The sequence below is a fragment of the Paraburkholderia sp. BR14374 genome, assembly GCF_040948685.1.
GTDB lineage: Bacteria > Pseudomonadota > Gammaproteobacteria > Burkholderiales > Burkholderiaceae > Paraburkholderia > Paraburkholderia youngii.
Genome location: NZ_JBFPKF010000031.1, coordinates 1 through 23858, shown reverse-complemented (window position 1 = coordinate 23858; position 23858 = coordinate 1). Strand labels below are relative to the sequence as shown.

Annotated in this window: 17 protein-coding genes and 4 pseudogenes; 5 read left to right on the top strand and 16 right to left on the bottom strand. The window is 63.7% G+C overall.

From position 1 onward, the window contains the following. Positions 1–66 precede the first annotated feature (66 nt). The 4 genes and pseudogenes from AB3X86_RS35115 to AB3X86_RS35100 form a co-directional block, all read right to left on the bottom strand. The gene (locus AB3X86_RS35115) at positions 67–510 is read right to left on the bottom strand and encodes a hypothetical protein (protein WP_368599510.1); all 444 of its coding nucleotides are present in this window, start codon (positions 508–510) and stop codon (positions 67–69) included. A 155-nt stretch (positions 511–665) separates the two neighbouring features. Further along, positions 666–1427, bottom strand: coding sequence for an OmpW family protein (locus tag AB3X86_RS35110; protein WP_368599509.1), 762 nt, complete (start codon positions 1425–1427; stop codon positions 666–668). A 60-nt stretch (positions 1428–1487) separates the two neighbouring features. Next, positions 1488–1667 carry an acyl-CoA dehydrogenase C-terminal domain-containing protein gene (locus AB3X86_RS35105; RefSeq protein ID WP_368599524.1) on the bottom strand — a complete coding sequence of 60 codons (180 nt, stop codon included), beginning with the start codon at positions 1665–1667 and terminating at the stop codon, positions 1488–1490. A gap of 12 nt (positions 1668–1679) precedes the next feature. After that, a pseudogene (locus AB3X86_RS35100) lies at positions 1680–2246 on the bottom strand (electron transfer flavoprotein subunit beta/FixA family protein); the annotation flags it as partial. 266 nt (positions 2247–2512) lie between these two features. Between AB3X86_RS35100 and AB3X86_RS35095 the strand changes: the two are divergent. Then, positions 2513–5284 carry a LuxR C-terminal-related transcriptional regulator gene (locus tag AB3X86_RS35095; RefSeq protein ID WP_368599508.1) on the top strand — a complete coding sequence of 924 codons (2772 nt, stop codon included), beginning with the start codon at positions 2513–2515 and terminating at the stop codon, positions 5282–5284. Between the two features lie 13 nt (positions 5285–5297). On the opposite strand, the gene AB3X86_RS35090 is transcribed toward AB3X86_RS35095, so the two are convergent. The 6 genes from AB3X86_RS35090 to AB3X86_RS35065 all read right to left on the bottom strand — a co-directional run bounded on the left by AB3X86_RS35090 (position 5298) and on the right by AB3X86_RS35065 (position 11932). Beyond that, positions 5298–6476, bottom strand: coding sequence for a DUF445 domain-containing protein (locus AB3X86_RS35090; RefSeq protein ID WP_368599507.1), 1179 nt, complete (start codon positions 6474–6476; stop codon positions 5298–5300). Between the two features lie 140 nt (positions 6477–6616). After that, the gene (gene phaZ, locus AB3X86_RS35085) at positions 6617–7468 is read right to left on the bottom strand and encodes a poly(3-hydroxyalkanoate) depolymerase (protein WP_368599506.1); all 852 of its coding nucleotides are present in this window, start codon (positions 7466–7468) and stop codon (positions 6617–6619) included. Between the two features lie 78 nt (positions 7469–7546). Continuing rightward, positions 7547–7969 (bottom strand): TIGR01841 family phasin, encoded by a 423-nt coding sequence (gene phaP, locus AB3X86_RS35080; RefSeq protein WP_176365821.1) that lies wholly within the window; start codon positions 7967–7969, stop codon positions 7547–7549. A gap of 64 nt (positions 7970–8033) precedes the next feature. Then, positions 8034–9740 carry an alpha/beta fold hydrolase gene (locus AB3X86_RS35075; RefSeq protein WP_368599505.1) on the bottom strand — a complete coding sequence of 569 codons (1707 nt, stop codon included), beginning with the start codon at positions 9738–9740 and terminating at the stop codon, positions 8034–8036. A gap of 46 nt (positions 9741–9786) precedes the next feature. Continuing rightward, positions 9787–10251 carry a MaoC family dehydratase gene (locus AB3X86_RS35070; protein WP_368599504.1) on the bottom strand — a complete coding sequence of 155 codons (465 nt, stop codon included), beginning with the start codon at positions 10249–10251 and terminating at the stop codon, positions 9787–9789. 37 nt (positions 10252–10288) lie between these two features. Next, a complete protein-coding gene (locus tag AB3X86_RS35065; protein WP_368599503.1) occupies positions 10289–11932 on the bottom strand; it encodes a fatty acid--CoA ligase in 1644 nt (547 codons plus the stop codon). Positions 11933–12223: 291 nt separating this feature from the next. Between AB3X86_RS35065 and AB3X86_RS35060 the strand changes: the two are divergent. Then, positions 12224–12511: pseudogene (locus AB3X86_RS35060) on the top strand (tyrosine-type recombinase/integrase); the annotation flags it as partial. Between the two features lie 477 nt (positions 12512–12988). Here the strand turns inward: AB3X86_RS35060 and hydA are convergent. The 5 genes from hydA to AB3X86_RS35035 form a co-directional block, all read right to left on the bottom strand. Next, the gene (hydA, locus tag AB3X86_RS35055) at positions 12989–14446 is read right to left on the bottom strand and encodes a dihydropyrimidinase (protein WP_368599502.1); all 1458 of its coding nucleotides are present in this window, start codon (positions 14444–14446) and stop codon (positions 12989–12991) included. A 42-nt stretch (positions 14447–14488) separates the two neighbouring features. Next, positions 14489–15991 carry an NCS1 family nucleobase:cation symporter-1 gene (locus AB3X86_RS35050; protein ID WP_368599501.1) on the bottom strand — a complete coding sequence of 501 codons (1503 nt, stop codon included), beginning with the start codon at positions 15989–15991 and terminating at the stop codon, positions 14489–14491. A gap of 54 nt (positions 15992–16045) precedes the next feature. After that, positions 16046–17326, bottom strand: a complete 1281-nt coding sequence (preA, locus tag AB3X86_RS35045) for an NAD-dependent dihydropyrimidine dehydrogenase subunit PreA (RefSeq protein WP_368599500.1) — start codon at positions 17324–17326, stop codon at positions 16046–16048. 48 nt (positions 17327–17374) lie between these two features. Continuing rightward, on the bottom strand, positions 17375–18763 hold the full coding sequence (locus AB3X86_RS35040) for an NAD(P)-dependent oxidoreductase (protein ID WP_368599499.1): 1389 nt from the start codon (positions 18761–18763) through the stop codon (positions 17375–17377). 125 nt (positions 18764–18888) lie between these two features. Then, positions 18889–20154: a Zn-dependent hydrolase gene (locus tag AB3X86_RS35035; RefSeq protein WP_368599498.1), complete on the bottom strand. Its 1266-nt coding sequence runs from the start codon at positions 20152–20154 to the stop codon at positions 18889–18891. A 348-nt stretch (positions 20155–20502) separates the two neighbouring features. Here AB3X86_RS35035 and AB3X86_RS35030 point away from each other — a divergent pair, with 348 nt between their 5' ends. Beyond that, positions 20503–21222 carry a TetR/AcrR family transcriptional regulator gene (locus AB3X86_RS35030; RefSeq protein WP_368599497.1) on the top strand — a complete coding sequence of 240 codons (720 nt, stop codon included), beginning with the start codon at positions 20503–20505 and terminating at the stop codon, positions 21220–21222. Between the two features lie 154 nt (positions 21223–21376). On the opposite strand, the pseudogene AB3X86_RS35025 reads toward AB3X86_RS35030, so the two are convergent. Next, positions 21377–21508 (bottom strand): annotated as a pseudogene (locus tag AB3X86_RS35025) (EthD family reductase); the annotation flags it as partial. A gap of 26 nt (positions 21509–21534) precedes the next feature. On the opposite strand from AB3X86_RS35025, the pseudogene AB3X86_RS35020 reads away from it, so the two are divergent. Both AB3X86_RS35020 and AB3X86_RS35015 read left to right on the top strand, forming a co-directional pair. Beyond that, positions 21535–21663: pseudogene (locus AB3X86_RS35020) on the top strand (EthD family reductase); the annotation flags it as partial. A 533-nt stretch (positions 21664–22196) separates the two neighbouring features. Then, complete coding sequence (locus AB3X86_RS35015) at positions 22197–23429, top strand: hypothetical protein (protein WP_368599496.1); 1233 nt, start codon at positions 22197–22199, stop codon at positions 23427–23429. The last annotated feature ends 429 nt before the right edge of the window (positions 23430–23858 follow it).

Below are 23858 nucleotides of genomic sequence, written 5' to 3'. Positions count from 1 at the left end.
GTGTCACCCGCCATTCTGACCGGCCGGCGGGAATGATTCAGGGGGTATGATGTGTTCGGGGCAAGGCTATTTGTCACAAATGACCGCCGTCATGACGAGCGGCATGACTTCCCTTACCGTCGCCGGGCTACCCGTTTCGCGAAAGCGTTCGCTGACCGCCTCTTTCCCTGCCATGACGACGACACCATAGACGAGATGGGGCGTTTCACCTTCTCTGATTTTCTGGATGAACATGTCGTCGTTCGGGGAGAAGCCGAAGACGGCTCGCACCTTGAATCCGAGTGCCGTCAAGTTCTGATTCGGCCTGAGCCGGTACGCGTTGACCGAGTTGGCCGACACCTTCATGGGTACAGGATCGATCTCCTTTTCATCGACCAATTGCTCGATGAACGTGTGGGGACCGAGATGGCAATCGAGGCTGGCGCCGATCTCCTGTGCATAAATCGCATTCGAGACGAACGCTGCGCCGAGGGCGACGCATCGAGGCAAATGAGAGACTTTCACGAGCATCTTCTCCTTGAACAATCGGCTCGCCGGCTCGACCAGCAATAGAAGCTTAAGCGCAAAGCGGTCCGCAACTCAACTGCACAATGGTGTTAGCCGCTTATCCATGTCGATGGAAGGGGCGCGAGCGCCGGGCCGAACGAGTCGCGCATCCAGTCTGATCAAAATCGGTATCCAACCCCCACGAACGTAATCCATGGATTCGCAGTGATTCGCGTCTTGTTCGTGAGCGCAGGCTGTCCATTGGCGGCATAGGCCGTCACTGTCGCATTCGTCTTGAGCGGCAAATAGGTGACCGACGCCGTAGCGTACCAGTTCTTGCTGAAATTGTATGAGGCGCCCGCATTGAACGCTGGATTCCAGGAGGGACTCAAGGAACTCTCGACATGGCTGCCCGGCCCGGCGAACTGCTGCAATGCGCCGCTAAAAGTCGAGTTGAGTTCGGTATGAGAATACCATGTGTAATTCACGCCCACGCCCGCGAACGGCCGGAATTTCGACTGCGCATCCCCAAGGTAATACTTCACGAAGAGGATCGGCGGCCATGATCGCGTGGTGGCGAGCGGCTGCAGGTTGCCCAGGTCGAGCCCCGGACCGCTCGGCCCGACTGGCGTCACCCTGCCCTGCGCATAGAGCTTGAGCTTGGGCGGTATGCCGCTCGCCAGATCGAGCGCGATGTGGTCCGTGACGAAATACGTCATCGAGAGTTCGGCGGTGAACGTATTGTGGATCTGCCCGCCCGTGCCCGGCGAAGTATAGGTGCCGAACGCCGTGGTGCTTGTCATGGGCGTCGCCGACGATTGCCCGAAGTCGAGCCATGCCCCGCCCACGCTGGTGATGAGGCTGCCCGCACTCTGGGCCATCGCGCTACTGCATATCGCCCCGGGTATCAGGGCGAGACATACGAATTTCTTCACTTTCATTTTGATGTGGATTCCGAATTGAATTCAACGGAGGTTTTCTGAAAATTCCGTGCAACTGCTTTACAGCTGTTCGATGACGACCGCGCCCGATGTGCCGGCCTTGATCGCCTCCAGCAACGCAGACGCTTTGGGCAGGATCTTTTCCGCGTAGAACCGTGCGGTGGCGAGCTTCGCTTGATAGAACTCCGGATCTTCCTGCGCCCCCAGCTTCTGCGACGCCACCGCCGCCGCGCGCGCCATCTGCCAGCCGCCGGGCAGGCTCGCGTAGCGCGGCGTGTTCAGACGGAGATCGGCCGTAATGACCGCGGGCAGGTCGACTTCGATCGTCTCCAGGCCGCCGTCGATCTCGCGGGTCACGACCGCCTTGCCGCCTTCGATCTCCACCTTCGAGGCGAACGTCGCCTGCGGCCAGTCAAGCAGCGCAGCCAGCATCTGGCCGACCTGGTTCGCGTCGTCGTCGATGGCCTGCTTGCCGAGCATCACCAGCTGCGGCTGCTCCTTGTCCACCAGCGCCTTCAGAATCCTGGCGACGGCGAGCGGCTGCAGCTCCACGTCGGTTTCGACGAGAATGCCGCGGTCGGCGCCCGTCGCCATCGCCGTACGCAGCGTTTCCTGGCAGCCCTGCACGCCGCAGGACACGGCGACCACTTCCGTCGCGGCGCCGGCATCTTTCAGGCGAACGGCCTCCTCCACGCTGATCTCGTCGAAGGGGTTCATCGAGAACTTCACGTTTGCGACATCCGCACCGCTGCCGTCGGCTTTCACGCGCACTCTCACGTTTGCATCGACGACGCGCTTGACTGTTACAAGTACTTTCATTGCCTGCTCCGCTCCTTTAGATCGTCCAAATGGTCCGTAGAACGAACTGTTCTCCCTGCTTCCCAAGGTGGGGCCTTGTGCGCTGCAACGTAATTCGTCGCGCTCAACCGCACCAGCTTCGTAGCGGTTGGGCTATCATTTTTCCGTCCGCTTCATTAGATGCCATGGTCTCTCAGGCTGACGCGGTGCAATATCCCCCATACAGGGGTGATCCATCGAAAAACAGGGGACGCAGCCGGGGCGAACCCGCTGACACGGAGCAGCCCATGCACGTGACCGAAGCGTCAGGAGCGGTGACTGGAGGGGCATTCGCGGCCAGACCTCCACTTTTGCTCGCGACGAAGATCTTTCCGCCCCGGTTGCCCGCGGGCCTGATCGACCGTCCGCGCCTGGTCTGCCTCGCCGGGGAGGCCGAGAACAAACGTCTCACCGTCATCAAGGCCCCGGCGGGCTTCGGCAAGACCTCGCTTGCGCTGACCTGGCTGGAGCGCTTGCGCAGGGAGGGTGTACTGGTGGCGTGGCTGTCGCTCGACAGCGAAGACGACGAGCCCGCGCGCTTCCTCTATCACCTCGCGCAGGCCCTGCAGCAGGCGTGCGACAACGTCGGCGCGTCGGCCATCGGGCTCACGACAGCGGCGTCGCTGGTGCCCGCGCAGGCGATCGTCTCGACGCTCATCAACGAGCTCGTCGAGGTCGCCGACGAGGTCTGCATCTTCCTCGACGACTTCCATCTGATCAGCCTGCCGGCCATCCACGACGCGGTGTCGTTTCTGGTCGAAAACGCGCCGTCGCACGTCCACGTGGTGATCTGCACGCGCACCGACCCGCCGCTGCCGCTCGGCCGCCTGCGAGCCCGCAACAGCCTGCTGGAGCTCGACGCCTCCACGTTGCGCTTCGACTTCGACGAAACGCGCAGCTTTGTCGAGCACGAATGCCCGGGCAAACTGCATGCGTCCAGCATCAAGTCGCTCTTTACCCGCACCGAGGGATGGGCCGCCGCATTGCGCATTTCCGCGTCGGTGCTGGCGCGCGTCGCTCACAAGCCGGGTGCGGAGGTCGCGCCGGCCTCGGGCGCATCGCGCCCGTTTGCGGCGTATCTGGAGGACATGGTCAAGCGCCTGCCGGGCGGCATGGTCGAGTTCATGCTGCGCACCTCGATACTCGAGCGGCTGAACGCGCCGCTGTGCGAGGCGCTCACCGGCGTCAGAACGAGCCAGGCCATGCTGGAGTCGATCGCCGCGCGCCAGTTGCTGCTCGAACCGCTCGATCTCGACGGCAGCTGGTTCCGCTTCCATCATCTGATGGGCGAATACCTGCGCCGTCGCCTGCAAACGCAGCACCGCGACGAGGTCGCCGACCTGCATCGCCGCGCCTGCCAGTGGTACGCGCAGGAGGCGCAATGGACCGACGCGGTCAGGCATGCCATCGCCGCGGGCGATACGGAAGAGGCGGTGTCGCTGATCGGCCGCTGCGCCATGGCGCTGGTGACGAAAGGCGACCTGCTCACGCTGCTCGGCTGGCAGCGGCAGTTCCCGGCGCACCTGATGCGCTCGCAGATCAAGGTCACGCTCGCCATCGCCTGGGGCATGGCGCTCGCCATGCGCTTCGACGAAGCGCTCGCCATGCTCGACACGATCGAGAAAGACGCCGATGCGTCGGGCGCCGATGCATCGAGCACCGATTCCGGGCCAGTTCATTGGGAATGCCAGGCAATCCGCTCCGTCGTGGCCGCCCTTCAGGACGACGCGCACGCCTGCCTCGCGCTTGCGCAAACCTGCCTCGAGCGGCCATCGACCGATATCTGGACCACCAACGTGGCCTCCAACGTCGTGCGCTTCGCGCACTGGAAAACGGGCAACCTGGAAGCGCTCTACGCGGTGCCATGGGTTCCGTATTCGATCGAGGAAGACTCGCGCAACGTGTTCGCGTCGGTCTACCGGCTCACGCTGCTGGGCCACGTAGAGATGCAGCAACTGCACTTCCCGCTGGCCGAGCGCTATTTTCAGGAAGCCATGCGGCTCGCGGAGCAGCATGCCGGCCCGAAGTCCATCGCCGTCGCACAGGTCGCGCCGATGATCGGGCAGCTGCGCTACGAGGAAGGCCGGCTGGACGAAGCCGAGGCGCTGGTGAGCGACCTGATGCCCGTGATCGACGCCGCCGTATTGCTCGACAGCGCGCTGATGGCTTACCGGATGCTGATCCGCACCGCCGGGGCGCGTTCGGACACCGTGCAGGCCTATGCGTTGATTGATCGGGCGCAGGCATTGGCCTACGCGCGCAAATGGGACCGCCTGAGCGCCGGCGCCCTCGTCGAACGCACGCGGCTCAACCTCGCCGAGGGCCGCATCGTGGAAGCCGCGGCCAGTGTGGTGCAGCTCGACCGGCTCGCGGATGCGGCCAGCGCTGCCGCAACGTCCGCGGCTCCCGAAATCGCCACCTACCGTGGGCTCGCGCGCGCGTATCTCGCGATGGGACAGGGCCGCACCCAGGACGCCGCCGACACATTGACGGCCTCGCTGCAAACCATCGAGTGCCGGCACGGCTGCTATCTCGCGCTGCGCCTGCGCACGGTGCTCGCGCTCGTCTGGATGGCGGCAGGCGAGCGCGCGCGGGCCGTCGAGACCTTTCGCGAAGTCTTGAAGGCCGCAGCGCCCGCGAGGCTCTACCAGTCCATCGTCGATCAGGGGCCGCAGATCGTGCCGTTGCTACAGGCCGTGCGCGAAGCGCTGCGCGGCGAGGCGCAAGCGAAGGCGCTGCTGGCCTACGTCGATCGTTTGCTGGACAGCAGCCGCGCACTGTACCAGCCAGGCGACAAGCGCGCGCGCAATGCGGAGCGCGAGGCGCTCACTGCGCGCGAGCGCGACATCATCGGGCTGATTGCGCACGGCCAGTCGAACAAGGAAATCGCGCGCACGCTCGGCATCGCGCCGGAGACCGTCAAGTCGCACGTGAAGAGCATCTTCGTGAAGCTCTCGGTGGACAAACGCGCGCAGGCGGTGGCGCGGGCGCAATCGTTGGGGTTGGTCGGGAGCGTCTGAATCGTCCGGCGCGTCACATCACAATGACGAGCGCGAGCCCATGCAGCAACACGCCGACCATTCCGCCCACCAGTGTGCCGTTGATCCGCACGTATTGCAGATCGCGGCCGATCTCCGCCTCGATCTTGCCGCTGACCTCCTGCGCGTTCCAGCCCTTCACGACGTCGGTGATCAGCGCCGAGAGTCGATGGCGATAGCGCAGCACCAGCTCGCGCGCCAGTTCCAGCCACCACGCGTTGAGCTTGTGCTGGATCGCGCTCTCCTCGCTCACGCTCCTGCCAAGCGTTGCGAGCACGCCTGCCAGCGCGCCGCGCACGATGGAATCGTCACGTTCGACATCGGCGATCACGCGCGCGCGCACGTGGTCCAGCAAGCGCGGTGCATAGGCCTCGTTTCTGAAATGGCGGAGACAGTCGCGCATCAGCGACCGGCCGAAACGCCGGTACACGGGCGAACGCTGTAACTGGACGATCAGGTCCTGCACCGCTGCATCGAACTGGTGTCGAAGCGCGTGCTCCCGGCTCGCCGCCACTTCATGCAGCAGCGCGACGATGCCCTCGACGAACTTCCTGACGATATACGCATCGAGCGGTGCGGGCGTGTAGCGCGACGCTTCGCTGAACTTGGCCTTGATGAGGTCCACATTGGCGGCGAGCCATTGCTCCAGTCCTGCCAGCCCCCGGTCCAGCAGCGGCTGGTGACGATTGCCTTCGGTCAGGACTTCGAGGACCTCGCCGATGGCGCGGGAAACGTCGAGCGTGCGCAGTTGCGGCGTGGCCACGCGCTCGAAGAATTGCTCGACCTGTGTGTCGTCGATGCCGTTCAGCAGGCGCGGCAGCGAGTCGGCCACCACGTCGCCGACGGCGCGGCTGTTGCGCGGCTCGGCGAGCCACAGGGCCAGCGCCTGCGCGGCGTTATGACCGGTCAGGCGGCCTGTGATGAGCTCGGGCGCAAGGAAATTGGCCTCGACGAACTTGCCGAGGCTCTCCGCAATGCGCTGCTGGTTTTGTGGAATGATCGCGCTATGCGGAACCGGCAGGCCGAACGGCCGCCGGAACAGCGCGACCACCGCATACCAGTCGGCGATGGCGCCCACCGTGCCGGCTTCAGCGAATGCCCTGAGCCAGGGAAGCCCGGCCAGCCACGGATATTTCGCTTGCAGGAAAACGCATGCGAGCAGCACCGCGAACACGACCGCGAGCAGACTTGTCGCGGTGCGCTGCATCCGTTTGAGACGCCGCGTCTTGCTTGCTGCCAGCGCCCGGTCAGCCGCATTCAGCGGGCTCTCGTCGCCGTCGGGCATCGCGCTGACTTGTTCGCTGACTGACTCGTTCACGCCAGTTCCTCGCGCAGGAAACGGCGCACTACGGGCGCGACTTCCTTCGCACGCGCGATCAGGAACAGGTGACCGTCGTCGATCACGTAGAGCGTCGAGTTGCGGATGCGGGCCGCCAGGATTTTCGCGTTGGTCAGCGGCACGACGGGGTCGTCGTTGCCGTGCATCACGAGCGTGGGCTGACGCAGCGCACCGAGCCACGGCAGGCTGGTCCAGCCGGACGCGGCCAGCAGCTGATAGAGGTAGCCGCGGCCGCGCGGCGGATGGATATGCCGGCTATGCTCCTCCAGCAACCTGGGATCGCGCCGGTAAGCACCGCCATAAATTTCGGCGCCCACCTGCTTCATATAGCTGCGGTCGGTGTAGCGGCGCGGTCCGATCATCTTCGCGAGCACCGAGAGCCGCGCCGGCACCATGATGACGCCCGGCGACGTCGCCGCGAGAATGAGCCTGCGGCAACGCGTGGGGTAGAGGCGCGCGAACTGCTGCGCGAGCGCCCCGCCCCACGAGACGCCGAGCACATCGACCGGACCGTCGTAGCCGAGCCGCGTCAGCAGCCTGTCCGCGAGCACGGAAAGCGTCGAGAAGCGGTACGGCACGAGCGGCACGGGCGACCCGCCGACACCGGGCACGTCGAAGATGACGACGCCCACGTCCCCCAGCGCCTCGACGAACGGCTCCACCAGCTCGAGATTCGCGCCGATGCCGTTGAAGAGGAGCAGCGGCGGGGAAGCGTCGCTGCCGTGACGGACGCCCACGCGCAGGACCTGACCGTCAATGTCGACGGTCTGGATTTGCATGCTGGCCGGGCCACCGCTCGAATCGGGACTGCAAGCCTCTGCTCTCATCTGCTCGATCTCTTGCACGGGTGTCCCGCTGCGGGACGCGTCATTGGAAACATCGGCGCTTTGCATCGCCGTACCCTCTTACTTCTTCGGCTGCAGGAGCGCCTTCAGCTCCTCGACGTGCTCGGCCACACGCTTCGTCACGACCGCGATGCTGTCCGACTGCGCACGGTAAGCCGTATCCGCGAGTTCCTGCATGTCGACGAGCGCCTTATGCAGCGCCTGCTGCACGACTTCGCCGGCATTCGCACCCGGCGCCGCGCCTTGCGCGCCCAGCTTCGCCACGAGCGACTGCAGCTCGGTCATGGTCGTGCGCAGGATCTCGGCCTGCTTCAGACCAAGCGACTGCACGCCCGCGAGCGCCGCGCTGTTGGCCTGGGCCAGCGCCTCGATGTCCTTGCGGCGCGATTCGAGAATAGCGGCCACATCGACACCCGGCAGCTTGAACTGGCCGAGAACCTTCGTGTATTCGGCGAAAAGATGAGTCGGATTGGTAGATTCCACGATTAAAGCTCCATTAGTACTACGTTGAAAAAACAATGCACAGCGTAAGAACGACGGGCGTATATCAGGCCTCGGTCACGTACGTTCCCGGTGCGTCGGCGAGCGCAGCGTGACGCTCGTTGCCGAGCGATGCCGGCGCGCTGCGGCGCTCGCCCGAGCGGCTGGCCAGCCACTCGCGCCAGTTGCCCCACCACGAGTCCTTTTCGGGCGTGGCGCTTGCGAGCCAGGCATCCGCCTCCGCAGGCAGTTCCGGGTTCATGAAGTACTTCGCCTTCGGATTGCCCGGCGGGTTGATCAGGCTCTGGATATGACCGCTCGAGCTGAGCACGAAGCGCGTCTTGCCGCCGAACGTGCGCGCCGTGTTGTAAACACCCTTCCATGGCGTGATGTGATCCGTCATGCCCGCCACCACGTAGGTGTCGCACGTGACCTCGGAGAGATCGATCGGCGTACCGAGCACCGTAAGCGCGTGGCGCTTGCTGAACAGGTTGCCCGTGAAAATGTCGAGCAGCTGGCCGTGAAACCGCGCGGGCAAGCGGGTCGTATCGTTGTTCCAGTAGAGGATGTCGAACGCGGGTGGCGCCTTGCCCAGCAGGTAATTGTTGACCCAGTAATTCCACACCAGATCGTTGGGCCGCATCCACGCGAACACGCGCCCCATCTCCTCGCCCGCGAGGACGCCGCGCGCAAGGCTGTTCTGCTTGGCCGCCGCGATCGCTTCGGGCGTGCAGAAGAGGCCAAGCTGCGAGTCGGCGGTGCTGTCCAGCACGGCAACCATCAGCGTCGTCGCGTTGACCGTCTTTTCGCCGCGGCTCGCGAGATGGCCGAGCAGCGCCGAAATCGTCATCGCGCCGGAACATGCGCCGTGCAGGTTCACGTCTTCGCTGCCGGTGATGTCGCGCACCGCCTCGATGGCTTCCAGCAGCGCAGAGACGTAGGTATCCATGTCCCAGTGGCTCTGGGCTGCCGTGGGATTGCGCCAGCTCACCGCGAACACCTGGAACTCGTTCTTCACGAGGTAGTCGACGATGCTCTTGCCTTCGGAGAGGTCGAACACGTAGAACTTGTTGATCTGCGGCGGCACGATCAATTGCGGGCGGCCATAGACCTGCTCCGTGGCCGGCTTGTACTGAATCAGCTCCAGCACCTCGTTGCGAAACACCACCGCGCCCGGCGAAGTGCCGAGGTTCTTGCCCACCTCGAAGGCGCTCTTGTCCACCTGAGCGGGCATGCCCTGATTCTTCAGCATGTCGAACATGGCGTTCTTCAGGCCGCCGATCAGGCTTGCACCTCCCGAATCGACCGCTTTCTTGAGCGCCGCCGGGTTGCCGAGCAGCGTGTTCGTGGGCGAAAGCGCATCGGTGAAGAGCGACATCACGAATTGCGCGCGCTCCTTGCTCTTCGGGTCCAGCGCTGAGCGGTCGACAAACCCGCTCAGCGCGTCGCGCCACACCAGATAGCCCTGCAGCGCCATGCGATACCACGTGTTGTCCTGCCACGCGGGGTCTGCGAAACGCTTGTCGCCTGCGGGCGGTGCGCTCTTCGCGTTGCCACCCAGCACCGCGACGAGATTACGCACGAGCGCCGCCTCCTGTTCGACCAGCAGCGCGGGCTGCCGCACGGCCTGCGCGCCGATCTGCTGCGCCGTGGCCAGGATATCGCACGGCCGCAGTCCGACAAACGGATTGGGGCCAAGCATGCCTTCCGTTGCCGACGCTGAGATATCGTCAATCTGTTCGTTATGCGAATTGTCTTTCGCGGTTGCCGCCATTTTCTTGCTCCTTGTGCGACGCATTGCGCGTCCTTGAACGCCCGAATTACGCCACGAGCATCGCGAGGGTCTCGGCGACCAGCGCGGGCTTCTCTTCACCTTCGATCTGCAGTTCGTTCATCGTCTTGACGATGATGCGCCCGCCGCCCTTCTTCTCCACCGACACAAGGCTTACGCGGTTGCGCACCCGGGCGCCCGCCTTTACCGGCGTCATGAAGCGCACCTTGTCCAGCCCATAGTTCAGGCCCGCCGACGCGTCTTCCGGAATCAGGCCGATCTCCATGGCGAGCGCGGCCAGCAGCGAAAGCGTCAGATAGCCGTGCGCGATCGTGCCGCCAAACGGACTCTCGCGTCTGGCGCGCTCGACGTCCACATGAATCCATTGCCGGTCGCCCGTGCAGTGTGCGAACGCGTCGATGCCTGCCTGATCGACGACGACCCAATCCGATACGCCCAACTCGCGGCCCACGAATTCGTCGATCGTGGCGATGCTGTATCCCTTGATGCTCATGGTGAGTATTCCTCTTTTAACCCTTCTCAATGACCGATCAGGCGAACTGCTCGCGCAGCCACTTCTTGTCGATCTTCCCGACGCTCGTCTTCTTCAGTGCATCGACGAACTTGACAATCTGCGGCACGGCGTACTTCGAGATCCGGCCCGACGTGGCGAACGTCATAACGTGCTGCTTGATGTCGTTCTCGCTGGCTTTGGCGCCGGGCTTGAGCACGACGAGCGCCACGGGACGCTCGCCCCACTTCTCGTCCTTGATGCCGATGACCGCCACTTCGGCCGCGGCTGCATGCAGCGAAATCAGGCTTTCGATCTCGAGCGAGGACACCCACTCGCCGCCCGACTTGATCACGTCCTTGATGCGGTCGGTAATCTGCAGATTGCCGGTCGGGTCGATATTGGCGATGTCCTGCGTATGCAGATAGCCGCCGGCCCAGAGCTGCTGCGAGGCCTCGGGATTCTTCAGGTAGCCCTGCGTGAGCCAGGGGGTGCGCACGACGATCTCGCCACTGGTCTTGCCGTCGCGCGGGAGGTCGTTCATCTCCTCGTCGACGATACGCAGATCGACGAGCGGAACCGGGAAGCCCGTCTTGCAGCGCAGACGCACCTGCTCGTCGAGATCGACCGCCTCGCTGCCCATCGGCAGTTGTGCGAGGCTCAGCACGGGGCCCGTCTCGGACATGCCGTAGCCGGCGAAGATGTCGATGCCGCGCTCGAGCGCACTACGCGCGAGACCCTGCGGCAAGGCTCCGCCGCCAATCACGATCTTCCACTTGCTCAAGTCGACCGACTCGGACTCGGTGTTGTTGAGCAGCATGTGCAAAATCGTGCTCACGCAGTGCGAGAATGTGACGCCTTCGTCGCGCACCAGGTGCAGCAGGCGCTCCGGCATGTAGCGGCCCGGATAAACCTGCTTCACGCCCATGACCGTCGCGATATAGGGCATGCCCCACGCGTGCACATGGAACATCGGCGTGAGCGGCATGTACACGTCGCCGCGATGGAAGCGCTGACCGGACACGGGACTCGCCAGCGCCGCCATCAGCGTGAGCGTATGCAGCACGAGTTGACGATGCGAAAAGTAGACGCCTTTCGGCAGGCCGGTCGTGCCCGTCGTGTAGAACGTCGTGGCGCGGGTGTTCTCGTCGAAGTCGGGAAAGTCGTAGTGCGCTTCGCTCTGCGCCAGCATCGCTTCGTATTCCGCCACGAAGTCGATCGAATGTGCGGCGGCCACGCTGTCCGGCTCGTCGATATAGACGAAGGTGTGCACGTTCTCGAGCTTGTCCTTGATCGATTCGACGACCGGCAGAAAGTCGGTGTGCACGAGCAGCACCTCGGCGCCGGCATGGTCGATCGTGTACGCGATTTCATCGGGCGAAAGACGCACATTGACCGTCTGCAGGACGGCGCCCATCATCGGCACGGCGAAGTAACACTCCAGATAGCGATGGCTGTCCCAGTCCATTACAGCGACCGTGGTGCCATGCTGTACGCCGAGCCCCTTCAGGCCGCTGGCGAGGCGCGCGATGCGCTCACGAAGCGTCGAATAGGTCATCCGCAGCTGCCCGCGGTAGACGATCTCCTGGTCCGGCGCCTGAACGCACGGCGTATGCAGCAGTTGTTTGATCAACAGCGGATAGGCATGGGCCGAAGTCGCCGCTTTCTGGTCGTCGTCCTGCATCAATCTCTCCTTGAGTCTGAAAGGGGATGGCGGGCTGGCACAGATTTGTCGTACTACTTGGTGGACAGTGACATCCCGAATGACGTCATCTTCGGCTCAGACAAGGGGGCGGAACATCCCCTGAACGGGGGAGCGAGGGGGTGAGGCGAGGAAAGAAAGGGGCGGACGAGGGCACCCCAGGGGGACGCGCGCGCAGACGTGCCGCTGTGCGTGGCGGCACCCGCGAGGATTTCAACGGGATTCAGCGGCGTGAACGTGCTGGACACGTCGCACGCGTTCAGCGAAGGCCCGATCAGCAGCGCACGGCTCTGGGGTGTGCTCAGGCGCTTCTTCCTGCTTGCCGCGCAGGCTATCGAAGCCAATCATCCGCCGCTGGCGGAAAAACTGCGTCGCGCAAGTCCCCACTGGATGCGCCATACCCACGCGACGCACGCGCTCGGGCGCGGCGCGGAACTGACCACCGTGCGGGACAACCTGCGGCACGCGTCCGTGTCGACGACGTCGATCTATCTGCACAGTGATGAGGTGAAGCGGGCCAGGCAGATCGGGGAGGCTTTTGCTAGTGACAGACGCCGGTAGTCAGGACGCAACCGGCGTTGGAAACCACTGGCTTCCATCCAGTCCGAAGCGGCGCGCTATGACGTCCAACTCGCCAACTTCGCCCGCGCCTGAAATGCATAACCTGTGCAAGAATCATCGTGACCTGATCAGAACCGCCGTCCTTGCCTCCTATGGAAACCGTCGAACCTGAACCGCAGGTGCTCGCCAGTCGCCTCGGCGTGACATTTTCTCTCGTCCGCCAGAACCGCCCGATCGAACGCATGATCACGATCACGGCGTTGACGGCAGCGCGACGGCCACATAACCGTGCTCGGCTTCGAGGAGCACTGTTTTGGCAACACGGTCGCCGGGAATATCCTTTCAGAATCGCTTACCGCCGTGCAATCAGCACCCCGGCACCGCCGCCGTAAATCCGCCGTACAAACCGGCGCATTACACCAATCCTGCGCGTCGAGCGCTGGACCTTTCCTGTTGTGCCTCAAGGCGTCGCCGCTTTTATTGTGGTGCGTCACCGTCGCGATGCACGGGCTGCGTCTCTTTCAGGCTGTTCGCGAGGCGCGACGCCTGCACATAGCCGGGATTCGCGGGACGCTTCAGGTAACGTCCGGCGCCTCGCCGCGCCCGCAGGTCGCCGTCTACCCAAACGAGTTCGCCTTGCGAGACGGTGTGGGTCGGCACGCCGCGCACCGTCATGCCCTCGAACACGTTGAAGTCCACGTTCTGATGATGCGTTTTGACCGAGATGGTGCGCGTGGCCTCGGGATCCCATACGACGAGATCGGCGTCGGCACCGACGGCCACCGTGCCCTTGCGCGGGTAGAGGTTGAAGATTTGCGCGGCATTGGTGGAGGTAACGCGCACGAATTCGTTCGGCGTGAGCCGGCCGGTGTTCACGCCTTGATCCCACAACACCGCCATGCGATCCTCGACGCCGCCGCAACCGTTCGGGATCCTCGTGAAATCATGGCGGCCCATGGCTTTCTGCGAAGCGCAGAACACGCAATGGTCAGTCGCGGTGGTATGCAGCAGCCCGCCCTGTAGTCCGCGCCAGAGCGCGTCGCGATGCTCCTGCGTACGGAACGGGGGGCTCATCACGTGGGCGGCGGCGCGCGTCCAGTCCGGGTCGCGATAAACGGCTTGATCGATCACCAGGTGCCCCGCGAGCACTTCGCCGAATACGCGCTGACCTTCGCTGCGCGCGCGCGTGATCGCCTCGAGCGCGTCTCTCGCCGACACATGCACGATGTACACCGGCACACCCAGTACCTGGGCGATGCGGATCGCGCGATTCGCTGCCTCGCCTTCGACTTCGGGCGGCCGCGACAGCGGGTGCGCCTCCGGACCCGTGAAGCCGCGCGCCAGCAACTGGCGTTGCAATTGAAATACGAGCTCGCCGTTTTCCGCATGCACGGTGGGCAGCGCGCCCAGTTCGAGCGAGCGGGCAAAACTGTTCACGAGGATCTCGTCGTCCGCCATGATCGCGTTCTTGTAGGCCATGAAGTGCTTGAAGCTCGACACGCCGTGCTCGTTCACGAGCAGCCCCATGTCGCGATGCACGCTTTCATCCCACCACGTCACCGCCACGTGAAAGCCATAGTCAGCAGCGGCTTTTTCGGCCCAGCCGCGCCACTCGCGAAAGGCATCCATCAGCGCTTGCTTCGGGTTGGGAATCACGAAGTCGATGATGGATGTCGTGCCGCCCGCAAGCCCCGCCGCGGTGCCCGTGTAGAAGTCGTCGCTGGCGGTCGTGCCCATGAAGGGCAGTTCCATATGCGTGTGCGGATCGATGCCGCCAGGCATCACATATTGACCGCCGGCGTCGACCACGGTCGCGCCCGCAGGCGCGTCGAGGTTTTCACCGACGCTCTGGATCACGCCGTTTTCGCAGAGCACGTCCGCACGCCAACTCTTGTCTGCATTGACGACGGTGCCGCCTCGAATCAGGATCGCCATGATGCCAAGTCTCCTTCAGTTGAACATTGACGCTTGAAACGCTCACGCGCTCGCCACGCTCGGGCGCCGGCTCCGGCCCACTTTCATCATCACGCCGTAGACGAGCGCCGCAATCGCGAGCCCCACGAACCACGCATAGGTATAAATGCTTTTGAACGCGTCGGGCACCGAGGCAAACACATTCGGGAACGCGACATTCAGAAAGCCCGGCAGGTTCGGCAGCACCCCGGCGATCAGCGCGATCACGGCCGCCGGGTTCCAGCCGTTCGAGTACGCGTATTCGCCGTTTTCCTCGAAGAGCTGGGTCGTATCGAGGCGTGTGTTGCGAACCAGAAAGTAGTCGACCATCAGGATGCCGGCCACCGGTCCGAGCAGCGCCGAATAACCGACCAGCCAAGTGAAGATGTAGCCCTGCGTGGTCGCGAGGATCTTCCACGGCATCATCGCGATGGCGATGGCCGCGGTGATAAGGCCGCCCGTCTTGTACGAAATGCCCTTGGGCCACAGGCTCGAAAAATCGTAGGCAGGGCCGACGAGATTCGCGGCGAGATTGCAGCACATCGTGTCGAGCGTGAGGATCACGAGCGCGATGCCCACACCGACGCCCTCCATGCGGCTCGTGAGATCGATCGGGTCCCAGATCGCCCTTCCGTAAATCACGACCGTCGCCGACGTCACGACCACGGACACCACCGAGAGCAAAGCCATCGGAATGGGCAGGCCGATCGCCTGGCCCACGAACTGGTCTTTTTGCGTTTTTGCGAAGCGCGTGAAGTCGGGAATGTTGAGCGCGAGCGTCGCCCAGAAACCCACCATGGCCGTGAGGCTCGGCCAGAACGTCGCCCAGAACAGGCCCGCCTTCTTGCCGCCGGCAACGAACTGTGACGATTGCGACAGCATCGAGCCCATGCCGCCCGCCCTCGAACAGGCCCACCACACGAGCACTGCGCACATCACCACCTTGATCGGCGCGGACCAGCTTTCGAGCCAGCGGATCGAATCGGTGCCGTGCAGGATGAAGTACAACTGCAACACCCAGAAGATGAGAAAGCAACTGGCCTGGCCGATCGAAATGCCGAGAAACGGCATTGCGTCGCCCACCAGCGCGTTGTGCGTGAGGATGTTGGCGAGCGTATAGATGGCGCTGCCGCCCAGCCATGATTGAATGCCGTACCAGCCGCATGCCACGATGGCGCGCAGCATCGCGGGCAGCTTCGCGCCCTGGGTGCCGAACGATGCTCGCACCAGCACCGCATAAGGAATGCCGTACTTGGTACCCGCATGACCGATCAGCAGCATCGGCACGAGCACGATCAGATTGCCGAGCAGCACGGTGAGCACCGCCTGCCATGGCGACATGCCCTGCTCGGTGAGGCCGGCGGCGAGCATGTAGGAGGCGATGTTCATCACCATGCCCACCCATAGTGCCGCGAAGTGATACCAGCGCCATGTGCGCTGCGCGACGCCGGTGGGCGCGAGGTCATCGTTGTATAGATCGCTTTCGGCGCGGCGCGCAGTGGCGTCGACGGCTAAGGGTTGGCTCATGAAGTGGGTTCTCCGTCGCTTGTCGTGGGTTCGGCTCGGTCCGGCTTCAACGTGTCAGGCGGCTTTCGGGTCGGCGACACGCGCCGGGTTGTTCGGGTGCGTGGTCCAGTTCTCGTAGCGCTCGCCCGAATCGACGCGCTCCATCGTGATGCATTGATCGACCGGGCACACATGCATGCATAGATTGCACCCGACGCAGTTCGCATCGACCACCTCGAAGTGGCGCTTGCCATCGCGCGTGGCGGTGATCGCCTGATGCGAGGTGTCTTCGCAGGCGATGTGGCAGAGCCCGCACTGGATGCAGCGATCCTGATCGATGCGTGCCTTGATGTCGTAGCTGAGGTTCAGGTATTGCCAGTCGGTGACGTTGGGCACGGCGCGGCCGCGAATCGTGTCGAGGCTGGCGTAGCCCTTGTCGTCCATCCAGTTGGACAGGCCGTCGATCATGTCGCCGACGATGCGGAAGCCGTAGTGCATCGCGGCGGTGCAAACCTGCACGCTGCCCGCTCCCAGCACAATGAATTCCGCGGCGTCGCGCCAGTCGGAAATGCCCCCGATGCCGGAGATGGGCAAGCCATTTGTGTGCGGGTCGCGCGCAATCTCCGCGACCATGTGCAGCGCAATCGGCTTCGCGGCGGGGCCGCAATAGCCGCCATGCGTGCCCTTGCCGTCCACGGCGGGCAGCGGCGCCATCACGTCGAGATCGACACCTACGATCGAGTTGATCGTGTTGATCAGCGAGACGCCGTCCGCCCCGCCCTTCATCGCCGCGCGCGCGCCGTGACGAATGTCGGTGACGTTCGGCGTGAGTTTCACGAGGCAAGGCAGGCGCGTGCCTTCTTTCACCCAGCGGGTGACCATTTCGATGTACTCGGGCACCTGTCCGACCGCTGCGCCCATGCCGCGCTCGCTCATGCCGTGCGGACAGCCGAAGTTGAGTTCCACCGCGTCCGCGCCGGTCGCTTCCACCTGCGGCAGGATCCACTTCCAGTCATGCTCGTTGCAGGGCACCATCAGCGAGACGATCAGCGCGCGGTCGGGCCAGTCCCGCTTCACCTGCGCGATTTCCTTGAGGTTCACGTCGAGCGGCCGGTCGGTGATCAGCTCGATGTTGTTCAGGCCTGCGATCCGCTGGCCGCGCCAGGTGGTCGCACCGTAGCGCGAACTCACGTTCACCACGTGCGGGTCGAGCCCGAGCGTCTTCCAGACCACGCCGCCCCACCCTGCCTCGAACGCGCGGTTGACGTTGTAGGCCTTGTCGGTGGGTGGCGCGGAAGCGAGCCAGAACGGGTTCGGCGATTGAATGCCGGCAATCGTGCAGCGCAAGTCGGCCATGATGCGACTCCTTCGTTTTAGCTGGATTCGATGTAGCTTTCGCGCGGCTCAAGCGGCTCTCGCAGACAGGTTCGCAAGGAAGCGGTCGATCGCGTGCGCGGCGAGCTTGCCGTCCTGCACGGCCTGAACGGTCAGATCGGTTCCGGCGTGGCCGGCACAGTCGCCGCCTGCGAAAACGCCCGTGAGCGAGGTGGCGCCGTTCGCGTCCACTGCGATGCGCCCGCCACCCTCGGTGAATTGCAGCCCGTCGAGGCCCGCGGGTAAGAGCTTCTGGCCAATCGCTTTCAGCACCATATCGGCCTCGACGCGCACGATCTCCCCGGTGCCGAGCAACGCACCGGTCATATCGAGCTTCGTGCGCTCGAATTCCACGGCCTGCACCGCGGTGTCGTCGCCGACGATTCGCAACGGCTTCATCCACTCGGACACGGTCACACCTTGGGTACACGCGAATTCCAGTTCGGCCCAGGTGGCGCTCATCTGCGCCGCGCCGCGACGATAGGCGAGCGTCACCTGATCAGCACCCAGCTTGCGGCTTTGCACGGCGGCGTCGATTGCCGTATTGCCGCCCCCGAGCACCACTACCTTGCGGCCGACGGGCACGCCGGACAGGTCATCGGCCGCGCGCAAGCCTGCGATGAAATCCACCGCATCGAGCACGCCGTCGAGCAGTTCGCCTTCGATGGACAGCGTGTGCGTGCCGCCAAGTCCCACGCCGATGAACACCGCGTCGTACGCTGCACGTAGTTCCGCCAGCGTCACGTCTTGCCCCAGCCGCTGGCGCTGGCGCAGTTCTATCCCGCCGATTGAAAGCAGCCACCGCACCTCGCGCTGTGCGTAATCATCGACGGTCTTGTACGCCGCGATGCCGTACTCGTTCAGACCGCCCGGATGTTTGCCCGCATCGAAGACGCTCACGCGATGCCCGGCCAGCGCGAGCGTGTGCGCGCAGGCAAGACCCGCGGGACCCGCGCCGACCACCGCAACATGACGGCCTGTGTCGCTCGCGCGCTTGAAGAGCGTCGGCGCGCCGGCGGCTTCGCGCGCCATCTGGAAGTCGGTGGCATGACGTTGCAGCACGCCGATCCGAACCGGCTCGCCATCCTGATGATTTCTCACGCAGGCGCCTTCGCAGAGAATTTCGGTGGGGCACACTCGCGCGCACATGCCGCCCAGCGGGTTCGCGCTCAGAATGTCGCGCGCCGCGCCCCTCAGATTGCCGTTGCCGATCTTGCGGATGAAGCCGGGAATGTCGATGCCCGTGGGGCACGCGTTCACGCAAGGTGCGTCGTAACAGTAATGACAGCGGTCGGCCGCGATCACGGCCGCGTTCGCGGAAAGCGGCGGCGCGACGTCGGCAAAATTGCAGCCGAGCTGCTCGGCGTTGAGACGGCCTGGGGCGATGCCGTCGGCGGCATTCGAGGTGGTCTGGGACATCCGGGTGCTCCTTGCGAGGCAAAACACGGGTCCGCCGGCCGTGTGCGTGATGCGCGCGGCCGGTATAGGGGAATCGTTGGAAAGACAGCGCGGCGCTGAGACCGCTCGTGTTCAATCGTTGGGCGTCAGCCGGGTTCGCTCGCGCGTTCGAGCATCGCGTGCAGCAACACGTTCGCGCCGGCTTCGATCCATTCGATCGTCGCGTCCTCGACTTCGTTGTGGCTGATTCCGTCGATGCACGGCACGAACACCATCGAGGTCGGCGCGACCGTCGCGAGATAGCACGCGTCGTGACCTGCACCCGACACGATGTCGCGGTTCGAATAGCCGAAGCGCTCGGCCGCCGCGCGCACGGACTTCACACAAGCCTCGTCGAACGGCACGGGCGCGTAGTAGAAAATCTGCTCGACGTCGGCTTCGAGCTTGCCCAGTTGCGCGATCTTCGCGATGCCTTCGCGCAGCTCTGCGTCCATCTGCGCCAGCACCTCGTCCTGCGGATGGCGAAAGTCGATGGTGAAGAACACGCGGCCGGGAATCACGTTGCGCGAATTCGGATGCACCTGCATCATGCCGACCGTCGCGCACGCGAGCGGCGCGTGACGCAGGCCGATTTCATTGACGAGCTGCACGACCCGCGAGGCGCCTAGCAGCGCGTCGCGGCGGCGCGGCATGGGCGTAGGCCCCGCGTGCGCTTCCTGCCCCGTGAGCACGACTTCGTACCAGCGCTGGCCTTGCGCGTCGGTGACCACGCCTATCGTTTTGTTCTCGGCCTCGAGTATCGGCCCTTGTTCGATGTGCAGTTCGAACGCAGCGTGAATCTTGCGACCGCCGCACGGCACTGCGCCCGCATAGCCGATCCGCTGCAATTCCTCGCCGATAGTCTTGCCGTCGACGTCCTTGCGCGAAAGCCCGTACTCGAGCGTGAACACGCCGGCAAATACGCCGGAGGCGACCATCGCCGGCGCGAAGCGCGAGCCCTCTTCGTTGGTCCAGATCACCGTTTCAACAGGCCGCTCGGTTTCGATGCCGTAATCGTTCAGCGAGCGAATCACCTCCAGCCCGCCGAGCACACCATAGATACCGTCGAAGCGGCCGCCCGTCGGCTGCGAGTCGGCGTGCGAGCCGGTCATCACGGGCGGCAGGTCGTTGTTGCGCCCCGCGCGGCGCATGAACACGTTGCCCATCTGGTCGACACTCACCGTGCAGTTCGCCTCTTTCGCCCATTGCACGATGAGATCGCGGCCCTGCTTGTCGAGGTCGGTCAGCGCGAGACGGCACACGCCGCCCTTGGGGGTGGCGCCAATCTTCGCCATCTCCATCAAGCTGTCCCACAAGCGCTGGCCGTTCACGTGGACCGCGGTCGTCAGCGCGGCTTCGCTTACTGCGTTCATACGTGTCCTCCTGTCCGTGTTCGTCAAACGTGCGTGCATGCCGCCGCGTGGGGCGCGAAGAGCCATCGCGGTGCACGCCTGGGTAGGACTGTGCGGTTCCTGAAATCCCGCCCTTCTAATCCTGTCCGATTGGACAGGTTTTAGACGATAAACTTCGCTAATTCAATGCGGAGTTACGAGCGAGAACCGTGCCATTGATGCTGCAGTGCGCGAAAAGCACGCGGACGTCCTACTTGCGCGTTTCTGCCGATGCGGGTGAATACGCGACGCACTTGCATCGTGGCTACAATGAAGCCGGCACGCGCGCGGCCGACGCGCTTCTCATTTCTTTCGAATGGACCGAACACCATGCGCAACGACGAACCCACCGCGCGAGCCGCGCCCCTCGGGACGCGCGGCACCACGCCGGCGCTGCCAGCCGCTGACGCAACGCACAAGCGCGGTCGGCGCAAAGCCTCGATTCGCGCGTCGAATGAATCCCACCTGCTCGCCTGTGCCGAAGCCGTGTTCGCCGAACGCGGTTTCGAAGGCGCGAGCACGGCGCTGATTGCAGAGCGCGCAGGCTTGCCGAAAGCCAATCTGCACTACTACTTCCCGACCAAACTGGCGTTGTACTGGCGCGTGCTCGACGATGTGTTCGAGGAATGGAACGCGGCCGCGGACCTGTTCGATGCAAGCGATGATCCGGTCGAGGCGATAGGCGGCTACGTACGCGCCAAGATGGCCCTGTCACGGCGCCGCCCGCTCGGCTCGAAGGTGTGGGCCAACGAAATCATCAGCGGTGCGGCGCATATGCAAGAGATCCTGCTCGAACGCGTGAAGCCGTGGATGGACACACGTGTGAAGCTGATCGAGCGATGGATTGCCAAAGGCTTGCTCGCGCCCGTCGATCCGCCGACGCTACTGTTCATGATCTGGGCAACCACTCAGCACTATGCCGATTTCGAGGCACAGATATGCGCGCTCTCCGGCAAGCGCGCGCTAGCGCCGAAGCGCTTCGAGGTGACTACGGAAGAAGTGGTGAGCATGATCCTGCGAGCGAGCGGAGCGCGATCGCCGGCCGAATGACGACGACAGCGGTCTTCCGCAAGGAAGGGTTGCGCACGCGCATATCCTCGATCATGCGTCGACGTAGCGGTGTCATGGTGGACTCCGCTCTGAATGGTCAGGACAGCAAACTGCACCGCCCCCATCCCGCTCGAAAGGATGCACCCGACTGATGGGCGACGAGGTGGTAGGGCGAGTTGCCTTGGGCTAACGCCACCGGCCCCGCACTAATCTCATAACCTTTCAGGCCCGGCAGTGTCTTCGCCAGTGGCACATGGGTCGACGCGTAGTAGTTATCGAACGCCTTGCATCCGTTTGCTTCTTGTAAAGTGTCGTTTCGACTCGGTCGACGCCATCAAGTCGGCGTTTGACCCGCCCGAAGGCCGGGCGACTGCGGCAGATCTCGGCAACTTCGCGCAGGCAGGTGTAGATCTTCTGATCTTTGACACAAAAGAAGCGTAGTCCTGCCTCGCGCTTCCAGCGCCGCGGTATGCTGCATGCAACCACGCATGAACAAGGAGTATCAGCCCTGATGCCTCACGCTCGACTATCGTGGTGCGCGGGCCGCCGCGTCGTTCCATAGGATCTGATCCGGACAATGGCCCGGTGCATCCTTCAGCTCACATTCCAGAATCGACTCCGACGGCGCGCGTCTGATCAGACTGCAGTTAGCTGAGCGACGTGTTCACGGCTCGCAAATGAACGCGCTTTCATGGAGGCGTGCAAACCGGTGCTAACCGATTGCATCTCGCCGCGACGGGCCCTTTTGCCAGCTGGTTTTGGCGCGAAGCCCGAGAATGGTGGTATGGCGAACTTCGCGACATTGAATGGCTCCACGGAAACCTTATGAAAAACTGAAGCAAATCACGTTTGATACCTGGTGAATACGATACGGACGACTACTTAATGGAAAGCGTATGCTGTAGCGGCGGATTCCACTGTTGCGGACGCATTGACGAAGCTCGACATATTTCAACGATCAAAGGAGGTGGGCGATGCGAAGGTACATTTGGGCAAATGCAATGGCGGTTGCGTCGGTGGCGGTCGTTATTGCGGGCTGTGGCGGCGGGGACAACCTTACAAGCGGGCCGCATTATGTATCGGACATTGCCGTGCCGAACATCAAGACCGGCGTCAACTTTTCCTTTGATATCGGCGTCGTTTCCGGTAGCCATTACTTTTTTACCGACAGAAATAACGCTTCGCTGGATCAGATCGACATTCCGTCGAAGTCGTTCGTCAAGGCAATCCAGGGTAGCGGTCCGCTCGCGTTTACGGGACTTGGACCCGGTCCGAATTCGCAGGCCGGTCCGGACGGCGCGACGCCTGTCGGCAGCCTCATCTATGCGGGGGACGTGAATTCTGTGAAGATCGTCGACCCTGCAGCAGGGGCAGTGATAAGCAAGATAGTGGTCAGCACAACCGGCGTGCGCGCAGATGAAGGTTGTCTCGATTCGACCCATGGCATCTTCATGATCTCGAGTCCGGAAGAGAACCCGCCCTTCGCGACATTCATCAACACGGCAACTCAGACCGTCGTGGCAAAGGTCACATTCACTGACAACGCGGGTAAACCCACTGCCGGACTCGAAGCCTGCCGGTACGACGCCACGAGCGACAACTTCTACGTGAACGTAGACGGCAGCACGACGAATCCTCATGGTGAACTCGTAAAACTGCCGGGAGCATCTGTTCGCGCAATACCAAACGGCGGGACGCAGAACTATACAACCCTTGCGGGCGTCGCAATGTATGGGGAAGGTAACTGCGATCCTACTGGGTTGGCGCTCGGGCCTGGGAACGATATTGCGGTCGGTTGCCGAGAAGGGACGACTGGCGCACCGTTGCTCATGCAGATTATCGATCGTTCAAACGGCGCGCTCCTGGCGTCCCTCAACGCGGGTGGAGGTGATCAGCTTGAATACGATGTGTCCACCAATCGCTACTACAACGCGGCAAGCCGTTGGACTTCTTCCGGCAATGCCTCGACGAATGGCGCCTGCTCGGCCGCATCGCCGTGTACGCCGGTATTAACCATTGTCGACGCCGGTTCCCGCAGGGTTGTCACTCGCCTGAACACTGGTAACAATGCGCATTCGGTTGCAGTCGACCCGGCGACAGGGCTGATTTTCGTTCCCTACTCTTCGGCGACATCGCCAGCAGGATGCCCGAGTTGCGCCGCAAATGGATTCGTCAATGGCGGGGTCTCGGTGTTCGCCGCAAGGTAGCGTCGATCCACACGCGCTTCGGCTTTGCGGGAGCTGTCGACCCGTGTGCTCTAGCGTGACCATTGATTGGAAGGCGTCGCCGCTTCTCCGATGTACAGAGCGACGTTAAATCACTCCTGCTAGCGTGCGATCTATCGCGCGGGGCTGTGCTCAACGATGCAGCCCCATCAGGACTGCATCCTGGTCATCGGGGGCTGCCCTGCGCGCGCAAGGTGGACTGCGTCCTCCAGGAACTGCTGACGATGGGGCCTTCCGTCGTTAATGACGGAGGGAGGAAGCGGCGAGCAACATTGGCCGCTTCATTATTGCAAATTGCCCCAGCGTGCGACCGCCGGCTCGGCCGTCGCCCACTTCCAGCCCTTGTCCTGCTGGCAAGCGCTCGCCGTGAACCACCTCTCGGGCGCGTTCGGGCCGTCGCCGTCCTGCACC